17 protein-coding genes are annotated in these 20,739 nt (G+C 71.3%); 9 read left to right on the top strand and 8 right to left on the bottom strand.

Going from position 1 to position 20,739, the window contains the following annotated elements:
• The first annotated feature begins 148 nt into the window (after window positions 1–148).
• Window positions 149–514 carry a hypothetical protein gene (locus ACZ7IF_RS32125; protein WP_470978693.1) on the top strand — a complete coding sequence of 122 codons (366 nt, stop codon included), beginning with the start codon at window positions 149–151 and terminating at the stop codon, window positions 512–514.
• A 277-nt stretch (window positions 515–791) separates the two neighbouring features.
• Here the strand turns inward: ACZ7IF_RS32125 and ACZ7IF_RS32120 are convergent, their stop codons facing one another.
• Entirely contained in the window at window positions 792–1,658 is an 867-nt protein-coding gene (locus ACZ7IF_RS32120) for an SCO6745 family protein (RefSeq protein ID WP_470978690.1), read from the bottom strand.
• A 97-nt stretch (window positions 1,659–1,755) separates the two neighbouring features.
• Here ACZ7IF_RS32120 and ACZ7IF_RS32115 point away from each other — a divergent pair, with 97 nt between their 5' ends.
• Window positions 1,756–2,310 (top strand): TetR/AcrR family transcriptional regulator, encoded by a 555-nt coding sequence (locus ACZ7IF_RS32115; RefSeq protein ID WP_470978687.1) that lies wholly within the window; start codon window positions 1,756–1,758, stop codon window positions 2,308–2,310.
• Between the two features lie 71 nt (window positions 2,311–2,381).
• Here ACZ7IF_RS32115 and ACZ7IF_RS32110 read toward each other — a convergent pair whose 3' ends face one another.
• Window positions 2,382–4,043, bottom strand: a complete 1,662-nt coding sequence (locus ACZ7IF_RS32110) for a hypothetical protein (protein WP_470978684.1) — start codon at window positions 4,041–4,043, stop codon at window positions 2,382–2,384.
• 934 nt (window positions 4,044–4,977) lie between these two features.
• On the opposite strand from ACZ7IF_RS32110, the gene ACZ7IF_RS32105 reads away from it, so the two are divergent.
• The 3 genes from ACZ7IF_RS32105 (at window position 4,978) to ACZ7IF_RS32095 (ending at window position 8,466) form a co-directional block, all read left to right on the top strand.
• Window positions 4,978–5,451 (top strand): hypothetical protein, encoded by a 474-nt coding sequence (locus tag ACZ7IF_RS32105; protein ID WP_470978681.1) that lies wholly within the window; start codon window positions 4,978–4,980, stop codon window positions 5,449–5,451.
• A gap of 324 nt (window positions 5,452–5,775) precedes the next feature.
• Entirely contained in the window at window positions 5,776–7,443 is a 1,668-nt protein-coding gene (locus tag ACZ7IF_RS32100; protein ID WP_470978678.1) for a SulP family inorganic anion transporter, read from the top strand.
• Between the two features lie 18 nt (window positions 7,444–7,461).
• Window positions 7,462–8,466: a formylglycine-generating enzyme family protein gene (locus tag ACZ7IF_RS32095; RefSeq protein ID WP_470978822.1), complete on the top strand. Its 1,005-nt coding sequence runs from the start codon at window positions 7,462–7,464 to the stop codon at window positions 8,464–8,466.
• Here ACZ7IF_RS32095 and ACZ7IF_RS32090 read toward each other — a convergent pair.
• Window positions 8,453–10,804: an arylsulfatase gene (locus tag ACZ7IF_RS32090; RefSeq protein ID WP_470978675.1), complete on the bottom strand. Its 2,352-nt coding sequence runs from the start codon at window positions 10,802–10,804 to the stop codon at window positions 8,453–8,455. The two genes, ACZ7IF_RS32095 and ACZ7IF_RS32090, sit on opposite strands and share 14 nt — an antisense overlap.
• Window positions 10,805–10,988: 184 nt before the next feature.
• On the opposite strand from ACZ7IF_RS32090, the gene ACZ7IF_RS32085 reads away from it, so the two are divergent.
• Window positions 10,989–11,483 (top strand): SRPBCC family protein, encoded by a 495-nt coding sequence (locus ACZ7IF_RS32085; RefSeq protein ID WP_470978672.1) that lies wholly within the window; start codon window positions 10,989–10,991, stop codon window positions 11,481–11,483.
• Window positions 11,484–11,604: 121 nt separating this feature from the next.
• Here ACZ7IF_RS32085 and ACZ7IF_RS32080 read toward each other — a convergent pair whose 3' ends face one another.
• The 3 genes from ACZ7IF_RS32080 to ACZ7IF_RS32070 form a co-directional block, all read right to left on the bottom strand.
• On the bottom strand, window positions 11,605–13,821 hold the full coding sequence (locus ACZ7IF_RS32080) for an endonuclease (protein ID WP_470978669.1): 2,217 nt from the start codon (window positions 13,819–13,821) through the stop codon (window positions 11,605–11,607).
• A gap of 663 nt (window positions 13,822–14,484) precedes the next feature.
• Window positions 14,485–14,838: a ferrous iron transport protein A gene (locus tag ACZ7IF_RS32075; protein ID WP_470978666.1), complete on the bottom strand. Its 354-nt coding sequence runs from the start codon at window positions 14,836–14,838 to the stop codon at window positions 14,485–14,487.
• 29 nt (window positions 14,839–14,867) lie between these two features.
• Entirely contained in the window at window positions 14,868–15,719 is an 852-nt protein-coding gene (locus tag ACZ7IF_RS32070; RefSeq protein WP_470978663.1) for a LysR family transcriptional regulator, read from the bottom strand.
• A gap of 81 nt (window positions 15,720–15,800) precedes the next feature.
• On the opposite strand from ACZ7IF_RS32070, the gene ACZ7IF_RS32065 reads away from it, so the two are divergent.
• The 3 genes from ACZ7IF_RS32065 (at window position 15,801) to ACZ7IF_RS32055 (ending at window position 17,265) form a co-directional block, all read left to right on the top strand.
• On the top strand, window positions 15,801–16,295 hold the full coding sequence (locus tag ACZ7IF_RS32065) for a cupin domain-containing protein (RefSeq protein WP_470978659.1): 495 nt from the start codon (window positions 15,801–15,803) through the stop codon (window positions 16,293–16,295).
• Window positions 16,296–16,354: 59 nt separating this feature from the next.
• Complete coding sequence (locus tag ACZ7IF_RS32060; RefSeq protein WP_470978656.1) at window positions 16,355–16,525, top strand: hypothetical protein; 171 nt, start codon at window positions 16,355–16,357, stop codon at window positions 16,523–16,525.
• A gap of 176 nt (window positions 16,526–16,701) precedes the next feature.
• Window positions 16,702–17,265, top strand: a complete 564-nt coding sequence (locus ACZ7IF_RS32055; RefSeq protein ID WP_470978653.1) for a PepSY domain-containing protein — start codon at window positions 16,702–16,704, stop codon at window positions 17,263–17,265.
• A gap of 385 nt (window positions 17,266–17,650) precedes the next feature.
• Here the strand turns inward: ACZ7IF_RS32055 and ACZ7IF_RS32050 are convergent, their stop codons facing one another.
• Together ACZ7IF_RS32050 and ACZ7IF_RS32045 are read right to left on the bottom strand one after the other, a co-directional pair.
• Window positions 17,651–19,546: an SMI1/KNR4 family protein gene (locus tag ACZ7IF_RS32050; protein ID WP_470978650.1), complete on the bottom strand. Its 1,896-nt coding sequence runs from the start codon at window positions 19,544–19,546 to the stop codon at window positions 17,651–17,653.
• Window positions 19,543–20,514, bottom strand: coding sequence for a hypothetical protein (locus ACZ7IF_RS32045; RefSeq protein WP_470978647.1), 972 nt, complete (start codon window positions 20,512–20,514; stop codon window positions 19,543–19,545). Before ACZ7IF_RS32045 ends, ACZ7IF_RS32050 begins: the two co-directional genes overlap by 4 nt.
• Between the last annotated feature and the right edge of the window lie 225 nt (window positions 20,515–20,739).

The following is a 20,739-nucleotide window of genomic DNA, read 5'->3' as shown; positions in this document are numbered from 1 at the left end:
CCTGGTGCCCTTGACGATCTCTGGGACGCCGGCGCCGTCGACGGCAGCGTCCGGACGAGGAGACGCGACTCCGGGCGGCGGGACCCCATGCCAGAGGACGTCACCGCACGGCCGGGCATCGCGCCTGCCGCAGGCGATCGTGCCGTCGATGCGGACGGTCCACTGGTTCGGCGAACGCGATCCCCGATCGCGGACGCCGGTGAAGGTGGGCATCAACAGCGGCCGCGACCCTTCGGTCCCCGCGGCCGCACAGCAACTCACCGACCACTTCCGCAACCTGCACCAGGACGTCTTCATCGTCCGGTCCGGCGAACCAGCCGGACCGGACAGTGCCACCCCGCCGCCCTTCGGCGACGGCTTCTGGAACGGCCCGCCCCTGCACGGCATCACGCTCCACGGCGACCTCGCCGAGTGGTCGTGCGAGACGGCCGGCTGGCTGGCCGAGACGGTCGCCGATTCAGCCGGCCGTCTCGGAGTCCACTCGCCGTTGCTGCTTACCGTGACACGGGCCTGACGTGTGAGACGACCGCGTTCGGCGGCCCGCTCCCTGCTGCCGTGAGCAGATGACAGGTCGTACGCCACTGCGTGCACCGTGCGTTCACCCTGGATGACGTCTCGGAAGCCCGGGACGTCATGCGCAACCCCGCCGGCCCCGCGGGTGCCGGCACAGCGAGGGCGCGAGCCCCACCACCCGCACGGCCCGGCCCTCCGGCGACGACCGCCCCGAACCTGCACCTTCGAACCGAAGGCTACCGGCGGGTCACTCGTCACCTCATCAGTCCGCTGTTCCTTCACACCTTCCCGATGCCGAGTGTGTTCTCGCGGGGCAGCATTCCTGAGCCGAGGACCTCCAGCCAGAGCGGGCCAAGGAGCTCGGCGAGCCGCGCGGTGTCCTCGGCGCCGAGCGCCTGCCAGGGGGCGGCGGCCAGTTCGTCGGTGCGGCGCTCGACCTCGGCGCGCAGAGCGTGGCCCGCGTCGGTCGCCGTGCCGTCGGCGTCCAGCAGTCCCCGTGAGGTGAGTCGTTCGCGGGCGGCTGCCCACTCGTGCTCACTCCAGCCGCGGCTCGCGAAGACCCCGGCCGGCGCGGCGCCGATCGCGGCGAAGGACACCAGTGCCTCCACGGAGTCGAGGTCTGCGGTCAGGAGGGCGGCGAGATGGCCGTCGCCGCGGTGCTCGCGCAGGATCATCGCGGCCTGCCACAGCACGAGGTGCGGCTCCCGGGGCCAGGGCAGCGCGGCATTGGCGGCGGCGAGCGGGCGGCCCTCGGTGTGCGCGGCCTCCGCCGCCCGGCGGGCGAGCGCGGCTGCCTCGACGAGATCGGGGCTGTCCGTCCGCTCGCCGATGAGCGCGCGGTACGCCCGGTCGACGCCGCGCGTCCGGGCCGCGACCACTTCCTCCGGTGCGGCGACGTCCCAGGCGGCGGGGATGTGCTCGGCGACCATGCGCGGGTTGAAGCTGTAGAACGCGGAGGCCACCTGACGGGCTCCGGGTGCCCCGAGCGGCGCCGCACGCAACGCGAAGTAGCTCGGCCAGCGCTCGCTGGTGTCGTAACCGAGCGCTCTCACCTCTTCGAAGACCTCGGGAGCGTAGTAGAGGACGGCATGCAGGGGCTCCAGGAGGTGCCACATCTGACGTACACGTCCGTTGCCGTTGCTCATGCAGATCCCTCTTTCCGTGACCGCGCATCTTGACCCTGACTAGATTCCATCCGCCAGCCAAACTTGTCAACGCCTAGATGGTGTGTAGCCTCAGACCATGACCACCCAACGCGCCTACCATCACGGGGACCTGCGACGGGCCGTGCTGACCGCGGCCCTCGACGTCATCGCCGCCGACGGGCCGGCGGCCCTGTCCCTGCGCGACCTGGCCCGCCGCGCAGGCGTCTCTCACGCCGCACCCGCGCACCACTTCAAGGACCGCGCGGGCCTGCTCACCGCCATCGCGACCGAGGGCCACGACCTCCTGTTCGCCGCCCTCGGCGAGGCGGAGGACCTGCGTGACCTGGGCGCCCGGTACGTGCACTTCGCCGCCGGGCACCCGGCGCACTTCCAGGTCATGTTCCGCCCGGAACTCCTGCGCCCGGACGACCCGGAACTCCTCGCAGCGCGCGAGCGGACGCGGAGCCGGCTCCGTACCGCACTAGAGGGCCGCGGCAACGACCCGGCCATCGGCTTCGTGGCGGCCTGGTCGCTGGCCCACGGCTTCGCGACGCTGCTGCTCTCCGGCAACCTGGACGGCCCGCTGGACGGGCGGGATCCCGACGAGACCTTCCGGATGCTGGCGAGCGAGATGTTCCAGCCCGGCGGTTGACCGTCCTTCCCCGCACGGCCGGGGCCGGGGCCTGATCCTGTGGGCAGGAGCGCTGAGGCACGGGGCCGGCATCACCGTGGGTCAGGACCGGCCGGGGCCGGCGAGTGGAACCGGGCGGTCATTGCGTCGATGAACTCACCGAACGTCACCTCGAAGTCCCGCTTCGAAGCGAGGGCCCGGGCTACGGCGTGCCAGCGGTGCGGATCGCTCCCGCACAGGGCGAGGAACGTCTCCGAGGCCACAGGTGGGTCGTATGAGCTGAGCACGATGTGGGCGCGGATCTGCCGCACCAGCGAGTCGGTGCGGTGCCGGGAGTGAATGACCGCGTACTCGACCTGGTCGAAGAAGGCGCCCGGGTGGTCTCGAACCGCGTCGATCCAGGTCTGCATGACCCTTTCAGGGTCTTCGCAGGCGTCGAGTTCCTCGTCGGTGAGAATGCGGGGCACATCCATCGCAGGCCTGCTGGGGGATTCGGGTTGGTACTGACTGGCAGCTTTCCTGAGCCAGCCCGGGGTCTCGTGGTCGGCCGCCAGCCAACGCACCTCGACGTCGTGCAGGCCTTCGAGCACGTCCAGAGCAAGACGGCGGTCGAGGCGGGGATTGCTCGCGAGCTCGGCGAGAGCACGCACGCGGGCGTCGCTGCTCAGGAGCTGCTTCGGCGTAGGGGGCTCACCGGCGTCGTACTTGGAGGGGCGTTCCACTGCGGTGGGTTGTGGAAGGCCCGCGACCAGCGTCCACAGCTTCGCGAGTTCCTTCCCGTTATCGCTGGTGAGTGCCAGGTCCCTGGCCAGGGAGGTCACCTCGTGCTGGGACAGTCCGCGCAGTTTCGTGGCGTGGAGGAGCCGACCGTGCTTGACGCAGTAGGCGGATGCCTCATGGAGCGCTGCCGGGGCCGTGTCCCGTAGCCGGGGGTGGCGCATCACCCGCCCGCCGATGTGCCGCAACCGCGCCCGCTGGCTGTTGGCGGGCTTTGCGAAGTCGGACCACTCGGGCAGCACCAGGGCCGGCGCGCACGCAGCGAGCACCTCGTCGGTGAGCTCGTCCGCTTCCACGCAGTCAAGGAGCGTGTGCTGGACACTACGGCCGTACGCCGGGTCGGTGGCCAGGGCGAGCCACCTGTGCGGGCATCGCTGAAGCAGCATGCCCAGCGCCGCGTAGGCCGGCCAGTTCGACGGCCCCCAGGAGGGATCCACCTCCTGCCGGGCAGTGGCGAAGGCCTTCAGTCCCGCAGTGACCAGCCCCAGCCCGCGCTCAAGCACCGCGTCGAACAGCCACCCGGGCACCTCAGGCCGCCAGTCGTCCTTGTCGAGGCGAGGTCGCTCCGCACACAGCATGATCACGACCAATTGGTCCAGGCCCGTAACTGCCTCGACGAGATCCACGACAACATCACGGTGCGCGTCATCCTGGGCCAGCGCCGCCACCAGCTCACCGTCAGCCTTGTGAAACCGAAGAACGGCCGGGACGTCTCGCACACCCAAAATGCCCCTGCGTACCAGGTCCGGCACCTGTCCGCCCAGCGCCGAAATAAGGCGGTCCCGAACCTCCTGGTCTTCGATCCGGCGAAGCAGCGACGGCACGGCCTCACCGAACACCTTCTCCTGCCAGCCTGGATCGAACCCCTCCGGACCGGGCAGCAGCCCTTCGACCACCGCCGCGAAGGCCGCTTGCGGTAAGTCATCCCGCTGCGCCAGCGCCACCCACATCCGGTAGTCCACCTTGTTCACCGCCATGAACGCCCTCCCGGCACCCGGCTTCGGTCGAGACAGCACGTTATGGCGTGCGCGGCCTGGTGCGGGCGGGCATCCCGGAAACTCATCTCCCAGTGGCAGCCAGCCGGAAGCAGGCGTCGGCGGTTTCCGCACGGGCGGAGACGGTGGGGGGGCGGACTCGCGGCGGGGAGAGGGGGCCTGGCCCTGGTGCAATGCAAGGGGGCTCCAGTTCGGAGCGGTGCTGCTCCGGAATGGACCTCGTTGGGCCGCGGCGGGCGTGCGCGGGTGGGGCGTGGCCGAGCTCCCACACTCGCAGGGCCCGCGCGAGGCATTCGAGTCCGGCGTACACGCCGTGGCCGGAGGCGAGGATTATCCCCGTACTCGGCTTGCTCCCACCGGCCCCTCTCGCTGGCGGAGCTGCGGATCGATGGATCCTCCGGCACCCAGACTCACTCACCGAGCCCGAGCGACTCCAGCTCAACACCGTCTGTGCGTACTGCCCCGAACTCGACCGCGGTCATGCTCACCGACTGCCAGGGCGAGCGTCTGCCCGACCGGCTCGACGCCGTCCGGCAAGACAGCCTGCCCAGCCTCCACACCTCGCCGCCTGCATCGACCGGGACCGCGAGGCCGTCATCGACGGCCTGACCACGCCGTGGAGCTCCGGTGTGGTCGAAGGCCATGCCAACCGGGCCGGCCTCCGCGCTGATGGAGCTCTTGTTTGCCGATGTCCCTTTTGAATCCGACTGGGAGTTCCTCGGAGGCTTCTGCAACGATGTCCTGCACCAGGACACCTGCAACGAGTACAAGCATGAGGGCATGCCCCTTCTTGTGGTGCTCGCGGACGACGACCGTGTTCCTCCGCTTACGCGGATGTCGCTGATGTCCTTGCTGTTCTCCATCACGACCGTGGCCCGCCGGCACGAGGCCGAGTGCTGGCCCGAGATGCCTCCCCATGCGGATCCTCCTCGTGAGGATCCTGCCCGGGGACTACGTACGCCCGGCGGGGACCATCACGGTCGGCAAACGGGAGTCGAAGCCCTCACCAGCCTGTTGCCGGCACCGGTTCTACGGTGCGGCCAGACACAGGGAGGCCGCCAAGCGCAGACCCTTCATCCTCGCCGACGCCCAGGCCGGCACCTACCGTCTGCGGGCGCTGGTCACCTCCAGCGACTTCGACCCGCACACCGGCAGCTGGGGCCTCGTGACCGGTTCCGACCTCGACTCCGTGGGTATCCAGCGGCAGTCGCAGCTCACCATCGACGTCTTTCCCAAGCGCCCACGCCCCGGATACCCGCACGGTGCGGAGGGCATGTCCCCGGGGGCACCCGGGTGCCGGGCGAATTCGCCCATCTGGCCCGGGAGCGGCGCGTACCTGCGCATCCAGCCCGTGAGCCGGCGGAGGCCGGGCACGGGGTCCGGACACTGACGGCTCCTTCCCGAAACGGTGCTTGGAGGCTGTGGCTGCCCCTCCACGAGAAGAGGCGGGGGAGAGGGGGAGCGGGGAAGGTCTGGCGCTTCCGGAGGAAGGCGTGACAACGGACCGCCCCCGCTCCTGTACGCCCGGCCGGACCGCCGGCGCGGCGAGCTCCCCGCGAGCCGCCGTGCCGGACGCGGGCCGGGGCGATGTGCCTCCTTGGCCGGTCCATCCGGCGGGCGGCTGGTTCCGGACAGGCGGCGACGACGCGAATGTCCATGGGTGACATGTGGTGTTGTGGCGTAAATGTCGGTTTCATCCACCGACAATGATCGGATGGATGCACGGTGGGTGTCCGCGAAGAACGTGGTGCCGCTCCTCGGCCAGCTGCGCGGCTATTCGGCGCGCTGGGCGCGCGCCGACGCGGTGACGGGATTCGCCGTCGCGGTGATGCTCGTGCCGCAGGCTCTGGCGTACGGGCAGCTGGCCGGCCTCGGTCCGGCCGCCGGTCTGTACACCGCGGTGGGGGGCATGGCGGTGTTCGCCCTGCTGACGTCCACCCGGGGGGTGCCGGTCGGCCCTTCTTCGACCCTGGCGATCATGACGTTCGCCGCGGTGAGTGCCCGGGCCGGAGGCGACGCCGGCCGGATGGCGTCACTGGCGGCGTGTCTGGCGCTCCTGACGGGTGTCCTGCTGTTGCCGTCCGGGCGGTTGCGGGGGCTCACCAATTTCCTGTCGGCGCCGGTGATGCTCGGGTACGCGGCAGGGACGGGTGTGGAAGTCATGGCCAGTCAGGTGGGCACGCTGGTGGGGGTGAAGACCTCCAGCGACCGTCCGCTGGTCAGGGTGTGGGAGGTGCTCACCCATGTGGACCAGGTGCAGCTGGTGACCGCCGCGGTGGGTCTTGCCGCTCTGGCCGCGCTCGTGGTGCTGAAGCGGGTCCTGCCGGCCGTACCCGGTTCGCTCGTCGTCTGTGCGGTGGCGGTCGTGCTATCGGCTGCGGCGGGTCTGTCGGGGCACGGTGTGGCGGTGGCCGGGCGGGTTGTCGGCGGCTTGCCCGTTCCGGCCTGGCCGGATGTGACCGTCGGGGACGTCTGGGCGTTGCTGCCGGCCGCGGCCGGCATGGCCATGATCATTTCGATCGAGGCGGTGGACGCGCTCCGGGCGGCCGACGCGGGTTCCCGGCAGCAGGCCTCGCTGGCGCGGGAATCGCTGGCCCTGGGCGTGGCGAGCGCGGGTGCGGGTGTGCTGGGAGGTTTCGCGCCGACGGCGAAGGACCCCCAGCGCGGGGCCCGCTCGCAGTTGTTCCAGTTGGTGGGCGCCGGTTTCGTGGTGTTCGCATTGATCACCGGTGGTCCGGTGATCGGGCTGCTTCCGCTGACGGTGCTGGCCGCCGTGGTCATCGTGTCGGGATTCCGGCTGATCGACGCCACGGGATTCGTGCGGCTGTGGCGCGGTTGGCGCGGGGAGTGCGTGCTGGCGTTCGCCGCTGCGGTCAGTGTGCTGGCGTTGGGCGTCCTGCAGGGATTGCTGGTCGCCGTCCTCCTCGCGCTGGGGCAGTTGCTCCGCCGCACCGCCTGGCCCCGTGACGCCGTGCTGGCCGTCCCCGATGACGGCGGGGTGCCCCACGAGGCGACGCCGGGCGAGTCCGCCTTCTCGGACGTGCTGATCTACCGGGTGGACGCGCCGCTCTTCTTCGCCAACATCAACCGGGTCCACCAGCGGGTCCTGTTCCTCGCCGGGGCGCGGGCACCATATCCGCGGTACGTGGTCCTGGACGCCGAGGCGGTGTTCTACCTCGATTCCACCGCGGCGGAGGTCCTGGCGCAGCTGACCGCCGACCTGCGGGAGCACGGCTGCGAGTTCGTCCTGGCCCGTCCCCGCGAGCGTGTCCTGGCGGCTCTGCGCGCCAGTCCGTTCCGGGACGGCGCCACCCAGCAGCTCCGTGTCTTCTCCTCCGTCCGCGAGGCGTACGCCGCCTTGCGGGAGCCAAAAGAAGGGTGACGCATGTCCGGCAGTCGTATGGGTGCGGGGTGTTGCGGCCCGTCCCGGCCACGTCCGGGGGCGCCGGTGGCCGCGCCGCCGCCGTCCGGCGCCGGGCGGGTGTCTCCCGAGGGGACCGGTTCGGGCGGGGAGCGCGGGATGGTGCGGCTGGACGCGGCGAGGTTCCTGATGGGCGCCGCGGACCAGTGGGTGGTGCCGGGCGACGGCGAGGGGCCGGTCCGTGAGGTGGAGCTCGCGCCGTACCGGATCGACCGGTGCGCGGTCTCCAACGCCGACTTCGGCGCTTTCGTGGCCGCGACGGGGTACGTGACGGACGCGGAGCGGTACGGCTGGTCGTTCGTCTTCGCCGGGCTGCTGCCGCCCGGGTTCCCCGACACCCGGGGCGTTGCCCAGGCTCCGTGGTGGCGTCAGGTCCCCGGGGCGTGCTGGCGCCGTCCGGAGGGCGCCGGCTCCGATGCCGCGGACCGCAGCAGTCATCCGGTGGTGCACGTGTCGTGGAACGACGCCGCCGCGTACGCGGCGTGGGCGGGCAAGCGGCTGCCGACCGAGGCGGAGTGGGAGTACGCAGCCCGGGGCGGGCTGGAGCAGGCCGCGTTCCCCTGGGGGAACGAACTGGAGCCGGGCGGTGAGCGCCGGATGAACGTGTGGCAGGGCCGCTTCCCCGGCCACCACACCCGCCCGGACGGCTGGTACGGCACCGCGCCGGTGACCGCCTACCCGCCCAATGGCCACGGCCTGTACAACGTGTGCGGCAACGTCTGGGAGTGGTGCGCCGACTGGTACTCGCCCACCGCCTACGCGCGTGGTGGGCGCCAGAACCCGTCCGGCCCCGCCTCGGGTACCGCACGGGTGATCCGCGGCGGGTCCTACCTGTGCCACGCCTCCTACTGCCGCCGCTACCGGGTGGCCGCCCGCAGCTCCAGCACGCCCGACAGCAGCACCGGCCACCAGGGCTTCCGCTGTGCGGCGGACGACCGCCAGGAAGACGCCCCGCCCAACGGCGGCGGTGTCAGTCGCGCATGAACATGGCGGCGAACTCCTTCTCCAGATCCGCGAAGGGCTCCCCGCTGACGTCCACCGCCACCTGCTCGATCGTCCCGCCGATGAACGGGAACGGCGCGGCGTAGTCGGTGGAGACCGGCTGGCCGCTGTCGCGCCCGACCGTCAGCCCCTCCCCGACCATCGAGAAGGCGCCCGGCTGGGTCTTGATGTCACCCTGGCCGACCTGCCGTTCGTCGATGTGGAGGGTGAGCGTGCCCAGCATGCTGCCCTGGCTGTCCGGCCGGCCGGCGGTGAACGTCGCAGAAAGGAGGTGGCTGCCAGGGCGGACCGGCTCCGAGGAGACGATCTTCTGTTCCACGCTGCCGAGCCAGTTGTAGACGTAGTGCAGGCGCCCGTCCTTGAGGAACAGGCTGTGGCCGCCGAACCGGCCGCCGTGGGCGAAGAGCACGCCCTGAGCCTCGGGGGTGTCCAGGAGCACCTCGGCCACGATGGAGTAGGAGCGTCTGCGGATGTTGACCGCCACGGACTCCGGCACGTCGGCGCAGTCGGGGTAGTAGAGGTACCGCTCGCGCGGCTTGGCGAGCTGGGGCCGCGGGGAGCCCATGACTTCCACCACGCCGCGGTCGTCCAGCGGCAGACCGTTGTACTTGGCGGCCTCCTGGGCCCACATGCGCTTGAGCTCTTCGAGCTTCTCCGGATGCTCGGCGGCCAGGTCCCGGCTCTCGGAGCGGTCCTCCCGCAGGTGGTACAGCTCCCAGACGTCCTCGTCGTAGCGGCCCCACGCCGACGGGACCGGCGGGTGCAGGGCCGTGGCGTGCCAGCCGTCGTGCCAGATCCCGCGGGTGCCGAGCATGACGTAGAACTGCGTCTGCCGGGGCTCGGGAGCCTGCGCGTCCTCCAGGAGGGCCCGGAAGCTGGCGCCTTCCAGGGGGCTCTGCTTGAAGCCCTTCACCTCGTCCGGCGGCTCGATGCCCATCAGGTCGTACAGGGTGGGCACGATGTCGACGGCGTGCAGGTACTGGTGACGGACCTCGCCCCGCGCCTTGATGCCCTTGGGCCACGAGATGATCATCGGGTCGGCGATGCCGCCCTCGTAGGAGGCCCACCGCTTCCAGTACTTGAACGGGGTGTTGAACGCCCAGGCCCACCCCGTCGGGTAGTGGTTGTAGGTGGTCGGGCTGCCCAGCTCGTCGATGTGGCGGAGGTTCTCGGCCATGTCGTCCGGCACACCGTTGAAGAAGTTGTTCTCATTCAACGAGCCGTCCGGGCCGCCCTCCCCGCTGGCGCCGTTGTCCGAGACCGCGACGATGATCGTGTTCTCCAGCTGCCCGGACTTCTCCAGGTAGGCCAGTACCCGCCCGATCTGCTCGTCGGTGTACGAGACGAACCCGGCGAACACCTCGGCCATCCGGGTGAACAGGCGCTTCTCCTCGGCGTTCAGCGACTCCCAGGGACGCACGAACTCTCCCTCGGGCCACGGCTTCCCGCTGGGACTGGACGCGTCCGGCTCGCCGTGCGGATTGATCGGCGTGAGCTCGGTGCCCTCCGGCATGATGCCCAGCTCGATCTGCCGCTGCAGCGTGAGCTGCCGGTACACCTCGTACCCGTCGCCGAACCTGCCCGCGTACCGGTCCGCCCATTCGCTCGGCACGTGATGGGGAGCGTGCCCCGCGCCCGGGCAGAAGTAGTTGAACCAGGGCTTGTCCGGGGCGATCACCTTGGCGTCCCGGATGAACTGGATCGCCTTGTCCGCCAGGTCCTTCGACAGGTGATAGCCCTGATCCGGGAGGTACGGGGGCTCGATGCGGTGGTTGTCGTAGGCCAGGTCCGGTGTGTACTGGTCGGTCTCGCCGCCGAGGAATCCGTAGAAGCGCTCGAACCCGCGGCCCAGCGGCCAGTACCGCTTGGAGGACGCCATATTGGCCTCCTCTCCCGGGCACATGTGCCACTTGCCCAGGGCGTAGGTGTTCCATCCCCGCTCGACCAGCACCTCCGCCAGGGTGGCGTTCTCGAACGGCATCCGGCCGTTGGACGCGGGGAACCCGCTGGTGGCCTCCATGACGCAGGCCACCCCGTTGCTGGTCGCGTTCCGGCCCGTCAGCAGACACGCCCGGGTCGGGGAGCACAGTGCGGTGGTGTGGAAGTTGGTGAACTTCACGCCCATGTCGGCGATCCGGCGCATCGCCGGAGCCTCCACCAGCCCGCCGAAGACGTCGAGGGTTCCGAAGCCGACGTCGTCCCACACCAGGTACAGCACGTTCGGCGCGCCCTCGGGAGCCTGCGGCTCCGCATACGGCTCCCAGTCCGGCACCGACTCCCGGATGTCCTGCTGAATCACTCCCTTGAAGGCCCCAGCCATTCCTGTCTCCTCGGACTCGCGGCGGGCACGGGCTCTAGCACCGTAAGTCCGCCCGCAGGACCGGGCCCCCGCTGACGCCCGCGAATAGCCCGACAGGGCACCGGCCGCCCCCGAAGGCCGAACCACGTACCCCTTCCGGAGCACCCGTGGTGCGCAGGTGCCACGAAGGCTCGACGATGGCACCATGACGCACCGGCTGCGCTTCGAGGACCCGGGGTTCCTCGCACGCGCACCCGTCCGGCAGGCATGCACCCGCGACCTCCACACGCCGGCGGACCTCCTCTTCGAGCAGCTCGCCGCCCGACCGCAGGACTGGCCGCGCTGGCTCGGCTTCGCGCGGGAATGCCAGTACCAGGGAGCACCCCCGTTCGGCATCGGCACGACGCGGCACCTGCGCGTCGCCGGCGGCCTTCGGTTCCACGAGGCCGTCATCGCCTGGGATCCGGGCGAGCGCTTCGCCTACCGCATCGAGGAGACGAACGTGCCCGGCATCACGGCGATGATGGAGGAGTGGAGACTGACCCCGCTGTCCCGGACGGTGACCAGGGTCAGCTGGACCATGGCCGCCGACGGCCCCCGGCCCGTACGCCTGATGATCCGCGCCGGCCGCAGCCGTGTGGAGAAGACCTTCGGCAAGGCGATGCGGCGTCTGGACGGCATGCCGCGCTCACCACGATAGATACCCGGGGCGGCGGCACGCGCCGCAGCACCGGCCGGACCCTCACCGTCGACGGCGGCCGGGCCGTCCCCGAATCCCTCGGCGCGATCGCCCCGGCCCTCGCCCCGGACGGACGCCGGGGTCAGGGCCAGGCACCCGCGAAGTCGATCCGCTCCGCCCACTCCGGGTGGTCTATCAGCGGATTCCGGTTGCCTTGTATCTCGGCTATCGCCGCGTTGCGGTGCTGCTCGTAGAGGTCCGCCGGATGGTCCTTGTGCCAGTTCAGCAGCATCTCGAGGCCGGCCCGCTGGAGTTCGCGTGCCTCGTCGCCGATCTTGCCGGGGTAGCGGAGCAAGAAGTAGAGCGTCGCCCTGGCGACCGGCCCTTTGCCTGCCGAGGGCTCGAACTTCCCCGTCTCCCGGCGTCCGCAGCTGTGCCGGACGACCTCCTCGAAGTCGGGGAAGTCGAAGTAGGGGATGTTCCCGCGGAAGCTGTTGCACGTCGACTCGCAGGCGAAGAGGTGGTGCAGGTCCCCGCGCATCGGCTCCTTCTTGGCGAACCAGGACTGCGGAACGACGTGTTCACAGTTGAACGGCAGCGACGCCTCCAGGAGGTCGAGTTCGGCCTCGACGGCCTCCGGGCCGGGCGCGCTCTCGTGGAGCATGAATTCCTGCCAGCGTCCGATCCGTGCCGCCTCGACCGCCGCGTCGGCCTCCATGAGCTCTTCCGGGGTGAAGGCATTGTCCGAGTAGATGCCGTGGAGCTTCCGGTCGGGGTGCAGGTCCACCCACGGGTAGAGCAGCCGCATCGGCTTGTACGCCGGACGGCGCTCGTGCGTCGACTCCAGACGCTGCGTCAGCGCGAGGCGCAGAGCAGTGGGGTCGTCGGCGCTGATGCCCGCGTAGTAGGCGTTGCGTGCCGTCAGGTCCGCGGCCTGGTCGTAGTAGGGGAGGGTGCTGGAGGCCGCGAGGTTGACCAGGGCGGCTGCCAGGTCGCGCTCCGCGGGCGACTGCCCGTCGATGTTCCCGATTCCGGCCGGCGAACCGACGTACGGCGAGGTGGTCGCAGGCCGCAGCACCTGGTGCGCCGGTGTCGCACCGGCTGCCGCTGCCTGCTGCTGCAGGGCCTCGGTGTCGAGGCTGACGGTGATGTGGAGGGGGATACTCCAGCGGACGGAACTCGTCGTGGCCTGCTGCTCGCTGCCGTGGTGGTCCGTCGTCGTGTTCTGGGGCGCGGAGCTGTTCGTCCGGTCGGTCAGGACCGTCGGCGGCGGGACTTCCACGGCGTGCAGGGACGAGCCTGCCGCGAACAGTTCCGCCCGGAGCGTCGCGGCGGCGCCTGACAGCGGGAACTGCTGGATCATGCGGAGGACGCGGCTGATCCGTACGCCCTCGTTGGCCTTCCAGTCCACCCGGTGCTCTCCCATGCCCGGACGCCAGATGCTTCCGTCGACGGCCAGCACGTTGCCGTCGCGGTCCTTGCGGGGGACACCTGAGTGGTGCAGTGCCACGACCTCCCACTGGTCGTTGAACACCGGAGCGCCCGACGAGCCGTGCGCCGTGTCGGCCGAGTAGTGCAGGAAGTCGTCCAGCACGTCCACGATCTGGTTGTCACGGAGGGCGAGCTGCTTGGGCTCGCCGTTGGGGTGCTGGATGATGTTGACGAGTTCCCCGATGACGGCCTTGCCCTGCGCATCCTTGAGCGGCAGCCTCCCGAAGGACGACAGCGGCTGACCGTCCCGGGAGCGTCCGGAAACCGCGACCACGGTGAAATCGAGGTCGCGGTGGGTGACGAAGAAGCTCTGCGGATCGAGCTGGAACACGACCGGAACCAGCGGCCGCCCGTCCGCGCTCGCCTGGAAGTCGAACTCGACGACTCCGGCGGCCGCCTCCTCGGCGGAGCCCAGCACGTGGTTGTTCGTCATCAGCAGGGAGGGGGACACCAGGAATCCGGTTCCGTGGAGGGACGCCCCGGGGCTCCGGACGGTTATTCGACCGACCGAGCGCGAGACGAGGAAACCGCCTTCGAGGTAGTCGATTCCGATGAGGTCGTTGCGGCCCATGAACCGTTCGAGCGTCAGCAGGTCGGTACTGACGAGCTCGCGGTCCAGATCCAGACTGGTACCCGTCGTGGCGGTCCCCGGCGTCCGCTCGATCGCCGTGGCCATGGCCCAGTCGACGCCCAGACGGCTGAGCCGGCTGTTGACCCGCTCCTGGGTGTCGGCATGGAGGATGCCGTGCCGCTCGAGCGCCTCCCTATGGCCGTCACGTACGGCGGCACGGGCCGCGTAGCGCCGACTGGCGTCCTCCATCTGCTCGATGAAGCCCTTGTCGGCCTGTGACAACTGCTCCACTGTCATCTCGGCTCGCCTCCTCGGCCACACCCTTCCGCGCTCGGATGGCGCAGTCAGTTCCTCCCCCCTCATTTCAGTATGGGCACAGGACCCGGGCACCCGCTCAGCAGAACAGGGGGACGCCCCGGAGTGGTTGTAGCGTCAATCTCTGAACCTTCTCTGAATTCCGGGACGGGACGGGCGAGGACGAGACTGTCGCTTCGCCCGCCCCCGCACCTCCGTGGTGCGATGGAACCAGGGGCGGAAATGGAGAGCGGTCATGCCCGCCGCCAAGCGAACGAGGGGTCGCCGCCCCGGTGTCGGGTCCGCCCGCTGGTCGAGTCGGACTTGAATCGGGCAGATCGTCAGGGTCGCCTTCGGGACCTTCCTCGGGGTCCCCGAGCCGGAGACGTTCTTCGGGACCGCCGACCACGTCCGCACCCGCTGGCCGTGGGTGGCGGGGACCGCCAACTACTGGTGGCCGGCTGCCGTTCTGCTGTCGTTCGCCGTGACGTGCACCACCGGTGCGGCGTTCCTCCTGTACGAGACCCGGCGAGGGGTCGCGATCGGCCTGAACAGCGCTGGACCCGCGCCCATATGCTGAGCTGGAGCCTGCCGCCCCCGTGCCATCGCCCCCTCGTCAGCGCCTCGGGCGCCCTCTCCACGGCGGTTCGCCCCGGAAGGCCGACCTCATGCCTCGGGCTCCGCCTCGGTCCGCAGGTAGCGACCCCAGATCTGGGCCTTGCGATGGGGACCGTCCCCGCCGCTGTCGTACTGCGGTGTGTCGAAGGTGACCCAGTACAGCAACTCACCACTGAGCGCCTGTGCATGTTCGTTGGGTTCGGGTGCACCTGTGGCATCGATCGTCCCGGCGAACTCGACCCGCCAAGGACCCTCCCGGTCCGGGGCACGAACGACCGTGACCCGGCTACCCGGTGCCAATGCACCCGCCGGCCATGTCCGGCTCAAGGGGCGACCGAGGACGTGCTCCACCGCCTCGCGGTCATCGGCGTCCGCAGCAACAGGGACGGAACGGTCTGTCATGCCGCCCATTCTGCACTTGTTGCCGGTGCTCAGTGACGGTAGGCCGCTGCCGCGATCTCGATGAAGGACCGGATCAACGGGTTCGTGTCGCCTTCGTTGCACACCGCCACCACTCGGCTCGGGGCCATGTCGATCAGCGGTACCACGGCCAACTCCGCGGGCAGGTCGTGTCCGAGCGGGGCCAGGCCGACCGTGCCGTTCCACAGCACGGCGTGCAGGCATTCCTGGACGCCGCGCACCACCGGGCCCTCGCGCGGCGTGCCGCCGTTCCAGTACGACTGCCAGAGGGGGTCGGTGCCCTGCGGGAACCGGAACCAGCGGCGGTCGCTCAGCTCGGCCAGCCGCAGCCGGTCGCGGCGGGCCAGCGGGTCGTCGGCGCGCAGGACCACGCCGACCGGATCGGTCCGCAGTGCACGGACCGTCAGGGCGGTCTCGTCGAACGGCGCCCGGGTCAGGGCGACGTCGACCAGACCGGCGCGAAGCCCGCACGTCGGGTCGGTCAGATCGGTGTCGCGGATGCGGATGTCGACGCCGGGGTGGGTTCGGCGGTAGGCGGCGGCCAGCCTCGATACTCCCGGGTCGGTGCCGTCGCCCAGGATGCCGACGGTGATGACCGCGGCGCCGGCCGCCGCGCTCACGCGCACGCGGACGCGGTCGGCATGGTCGAGCAGGGCCCGCGCCTCGTCGAGCAGTACCGTGCCCACCGGGGTGAGCGTGACCCCGGTGGGTGATCGGGCGAACAGCAGGGCGCCGATGTCAGCCTCCAGCTGCTTGATCGCCCGGCTCAGGGGCGGCTGGCTCATGTGCAGCCGGGTGGCGGCCCGGCCGAAGTGGAGTTCCTCGGCGACCGCCACGAAGTAGCGCAAGGCCCGTAGCTCCACCCTGCAACGATACCCACGGGGTATCGGCGCCGCAGGATGGGTCTTGGACACCGGCGGCGGACGGACGGTGCACTCGTGAGCATGACCGAAGAAGCGAAGAGCAGCGAGCCGCAGACCGCCCCTGCCGTATCGGTGGTGAGTCCCGGCGACGGTGAAACGATCGTCCTGGGAACCACCCGCATGCGCGTTCTGGAGGACGGCAGCAACACCGGACACCGCCTCGCGATCACCGAGTCCGTCCTCGCCCCGCACACCCAAGGACCCCCGCAGCACCGCCACTCCCAGCACGACGAGGGCTTCTACATCCTCTCCGGCACCGTGCGGTTCACCGTCGGGGACGAGGACCACGAGGCCACCAGGGGCACGCTCGTGATGGTTCCGCCCGGTACCCCGCACACCTTCGCCAACCCGACCGACCAACCCGCCGTCATGCTCGGCACGTTCACCCCCGGCCTGTACGTGCAGTACTTCCGGGACCTCCAGGAAGCACTCGCCGACGGCCGGCCGCTGACGCCCCGGGCCAACATCGAGGCGATGAGCCGCTACGCGACCGAGCCCGCCACCGGCCTCGCCTGAAGCCGACGCCACAATCGACGGGTCCCCGTGGACGAGCGGTGCGCCCATGAACGGGAACCATGAACATCGCCCATTGGATCGTCGCGGGACTGCTCGCGCTCTTCTGCTGCTACGCGGGCACGCTGAAGGTGATCCGCAGCCTGACCGGCCGCGAGGACCGCCGGATCACACTCGACCTCGGGCTCGCCGCCACCGCGGCCGTGGCCGTCTGGCCGGCCACCGGACCGTGACCGAGCACTGCGCCCGGCGGCGGAGCCCTTGCGCCTCAACCGCGACAAGGTCTGTCGCGCTCCGGGCGGCGGGCGGTGGCGACCGGCCGGACAATGGGCGGGAACGCTCGCTGCCGGCCGCCCGCACCGGGCAACCGCGGGTACGCGGTCCTGGCCGGCCTGAGGAGGTCGAGCCCATGAAGCGCAACCTGTACGTCTCCGCGGCCGCGGTCCTGCTGGCCTGCGGCCCGGCGGCCGCCGCCGTCGCGGCGCCCGCCGACGCGGTACGCACGGCTCCCGCGGCCGTAGCGGCCCCCCTGGTCGACGTCACGGCCGAGGGGGCTGCCGCCGCGGCCCTGAAGGATTACCCCGGGATGATCGAGTCCCTCGACAGGGAAGCCAACGTCTGGCACGTGGACGTGATCACCAAGGACGGCAAGGGCCACGCCGAGCTGAAGGTCGACGCGGCCACCGGCAAGGTGACCCGGGAGAACGTCGACACCGACGAGGACGCGAGCGAGCACAAGAACCTGCTGGCCGCCAAGGTCACCGCCGAGCAGGCCCTCAAGGCCGCCATCGCCGCCCACCCCGGCGAGGCGTGGAGCGTCGAGTGGGACTCCGACGACGACAACGGCAAGGCGGCGTCCTGGCACGTCGAGGTGCGCGGATCCGACGGCAAGACCTGGGACGGCTCCGTGGACGCCACGACCGGCAAGGTCACCGCCCAGTCCGACTCGGACGACGAACACGACAACGGCTGACCCCGCCCCGTGACAGGAGCGGGGGCCCCGGGCGGGGGGGCGCTCGCCCCCCACCCGAGCCTGTAGGTGGACGACGGGGATGTTGACTCCGCGGCAGCAGCGCAAACGGAGCGCCCCCCCCCCCCCCCCCCCCAACACCCCCCCCCCCCCCCCCCCCCCCCGCCCCCCCCCCCCCCCCCCCCCCCCCCCTCGCCCCCGACATGAGTCTGGAGGTGGACGACGTGGATGCGGCTTACGCGGCGGCAGAGCAACTGGAGCGCCCCGCCGGTGGACTACTTCAAGAAAACCACGGTGCGGAACGTGGTGAACCGCCTCTGCTGACGGGCGGCTGCCCGACCCGTCCATCGCCGGAGCTGCGGCCCCGTGAATCACACGGTGCCTCCGGTCAGGCCCGGTGCCGGGTGAAGCGGATGTAGGCGTACGTCTCGCCCTCCCGGGGTGCCCGGGACCAGGAACGGGTGGTGAGGGTGGGGAGCCTGCCCTGGGTCAGGGCGAAGCGGGGGAGTGACAGACCCAGCTCGCAGTGGAGGGCTTCCAGTACGCGCAGCTCGTTGTCCAAGGGCGTGTCGTCCGGCCGGAACAGCCGGGCGGGGTCCAGGACCTCCGGTATCGTCCCGGAGCGCTGGATCTCACCACCCCGCACGGTGAAGGCGTAGTCCTCCTCGCCCCGTTCGGCCACCGACAGGTGGAAGGCGGCCGGGTGGCCGCCCGGGGACGAGCGCCTCGGCTCGCGCCACAACACCACCGCGCGGCCGTGCGCGGAGGCGGCCACGGCCGGGGACACGAACCGCTCGTTCAGGTGGGGGGAGTCGCCGTCGAAGGCGAAGGCCCACCCCTGGGCGGTACGGCCGACGGCGACGGCGGCCCGGTCCTCCCACGGCTCCACGCCCTCGCGCTCACCGTGCCCCGGCGCCCGCCAGGACGTGTGCCGGTCCGTGAGCACGCCGAGTTCGGCTCCTTCCTCACCGATCAGGGCGGGGAGGCGGGACGGGTCGGCCCCCTCGACCCACACGCAGCGGAATCCGTCGAGCGGCCTGCGGCCGGCCGCGGGCTCCACCAGCCAGCGGAGCCCCGGCGGGTCGAGATCGGCAACCGGCGCGGGAGCGGGCCCCGTTTCCCCGGACCGCGGTGTCGCGAGGACCTCCCGCCCCCGCTCCGGGGTGACCAGCGGACCCAGCACCGGATCGGCGAGCAGCCCGATCGGAGCGATCAGCGAGGGCCCGGGGGCCTCCCACAGCGGGAGGGCGCTCCGCAGGACCCTCCACGCCGCGTCGGTCGCCCCCCGGCGGGCCGCTTCCCGGGCCCGCGCGACGGCCCGCCCCCAGGCACCGGGAGGCGCGTAGCGGTGAGTGCCGTTCCGCATCGTGCCCAGCACCGTCCGGGCGGCCTCCTGGTCGACGCCTCGCGCGGCCATCATCCCGAGCCAGTGGTCGTCACCGCCCAGCCGCCATTCGCCACGGGCCGGCGCCAGGGCCTGTACGGGCAGGACCTCGGGCAGGAGGCGCGGGTCGGCCGCGAGATCGCCGTAGTCCAGGGAGCTGTACTGCCCCAGCACCTGCCGGAGCTGGTGCAGGAGGACGCCGCTGCGCGGCCGTCCGAAGGAGAACGCCTCCTCCAGCAGGGGCACCGCGTCTTCGTGGCGTCCCCGCAGGGCGAGCAGCCGGGCCTCCTCGACCCGGGCGTCCTGGGCGCGTGTGGTCGCGTTCACGAACCCGGGGTCACCCGCCCGGGTGGAATGGAAGCCGCGGTACATGGCCTCCATGTAGGCGCGGAACGACGGGTAGCGGTCCGGCAGCTCACCGCCCCACCCCTTGTAGAGGTAGAGCGCCCACTCCCCGTCCTGGTCCCGGTCGCCGGGGTCGAGCAGGGCGTACGACATGTCGGAGTCCGTCTCCAGCCGCAGCGCACGTCGCCACATCCCGGCCAGCAGGACCTCCTCCTCGCTCGGGTCGTCGCCCAGGTTCTCCTCGTACAGCGGGGCCATGTCGAACGGATCCCGGAACCAGTCGATGTCCGTGGTACCGCCGAGCTGGTGGACCCCGGCCATCTGCTCCGCGTACCACCCGTCGCTCACCGCCAGGAACTCCCGGTACGAGGGCGGCAGGCGGCGCCCCAGCCGAGCCTCGGCCGCGCGGATCGCCGCCTCGTCCGCCGGGGGCCTGCCCAGCCGGAAGGGGGCCGAGCCGCCCTCGGCCGGGCCGTCGTGCGGGTCCCTGCGCGGAACCCACTCCTCCTGCCACCGTCCCAGGAACGCGTGCCAGTTGGACGAGTCGTCATTCATGGCCGGATGGTGTCACCCGCCACTGACAACACCGCCCGCAGTCGAGCCTCGGCCTCGGCGAGGGTCCGGCCCGATTCCTCGGTCACCCCTCCGGCTGCGTCGACGGTCGGGCAATTCATGACCATGACGGCGAGGTCGTTGAGGTCCACCATCGCCTCCACCTCGGCGCGCTGACGGGAGTCGAACCGGGTGAAGTCCTCGCAGGAGTCGACCAGCGCGGTGAACGACGGCAGCCGTCCTGCCATCTCGGACCGGATGGCCTGCAGGACCCGCCGCACGTCCGTGTTCCGCTCGTGCAGCGCGAGTGCCGCGTCCCTCGACTCGCGCTCGCACCGCTCCAGTTCCCGGGCCCTCTCCTGTTGGCCGTGAGCGAGCGCCTGGATCTGGTACATCACGATGGTTTCCCGAGTGAGGTCGGCCACCGTCGTGTGGATGCCGGACAGCACCTGCTCTCCGGCCGCCATCCGTCCGCCGGCCGCGGCGCCGGCCATGTCGCCGAACCGAGCGAGCGTGGCACTGCGGGCCGCCGCCCCGGTCAGCCTCCTGATCGCCCTGCCAGTGGAGGCGAAGCAGAACGTCTGCACGGCGCGGTAAGAGCCTGCCGCGGCAGCGCGACCGGCGAGGGGTGGGGCCGCCACCACCAGCAGCGCACCGCCCGCCAGTACGCCGACGACGGCGGCGGCTTTCACGGCGGTGTCGCGCGGCCGTCGAGGGACCATGGCCGTCCCGTCGCCGGCCGTCGGCCTCTCGATCACGGCGGGCTCGACCGGATCGACGTGGTCGAGTCGTTGAAAAACCTCACGGAAGGGGACGAGGGCCTCGTCGTAGAGGGCCTGCCGTGCCCTCCCCAGGGCGGCCTTCTCCTCGGCGTTCCGCTGCTCGACCTCACGCAGATGCCTGCGGCTCCGCCGGTTCGCCTTCGCGAGCCTGACGGTGTCGACCACGTCGATTGCCACGTCGATCGTCACGTTGCCCCCTCGTACTCGGTTCGGTGATCCTAGTGCCGCATCAGGCCGTCCCGCGGCGTTATGACCTGCCGGGGAAGAACGCGTGGGGCCAGGGCGGCGCCTTGGAGCCACCCTGGCCGCGCGGCCACTGCCCACGCGTCGGTGGTCATCACCCATGCAGGCGCCGTTCGCCGGCAACGCGTGGCCGCCGGGTCGGCACCCGCGTACCCCGCACCTGTGCCCCGG

Source organism: Streptomyces sp. NPDC037421 (assembly GCF_055602105.1).
The sequence above is the reverse complement of the archived record's forward strand: the minus strand, read 5'-3'. Positions and strand labels throughout refer to the sequence as shown.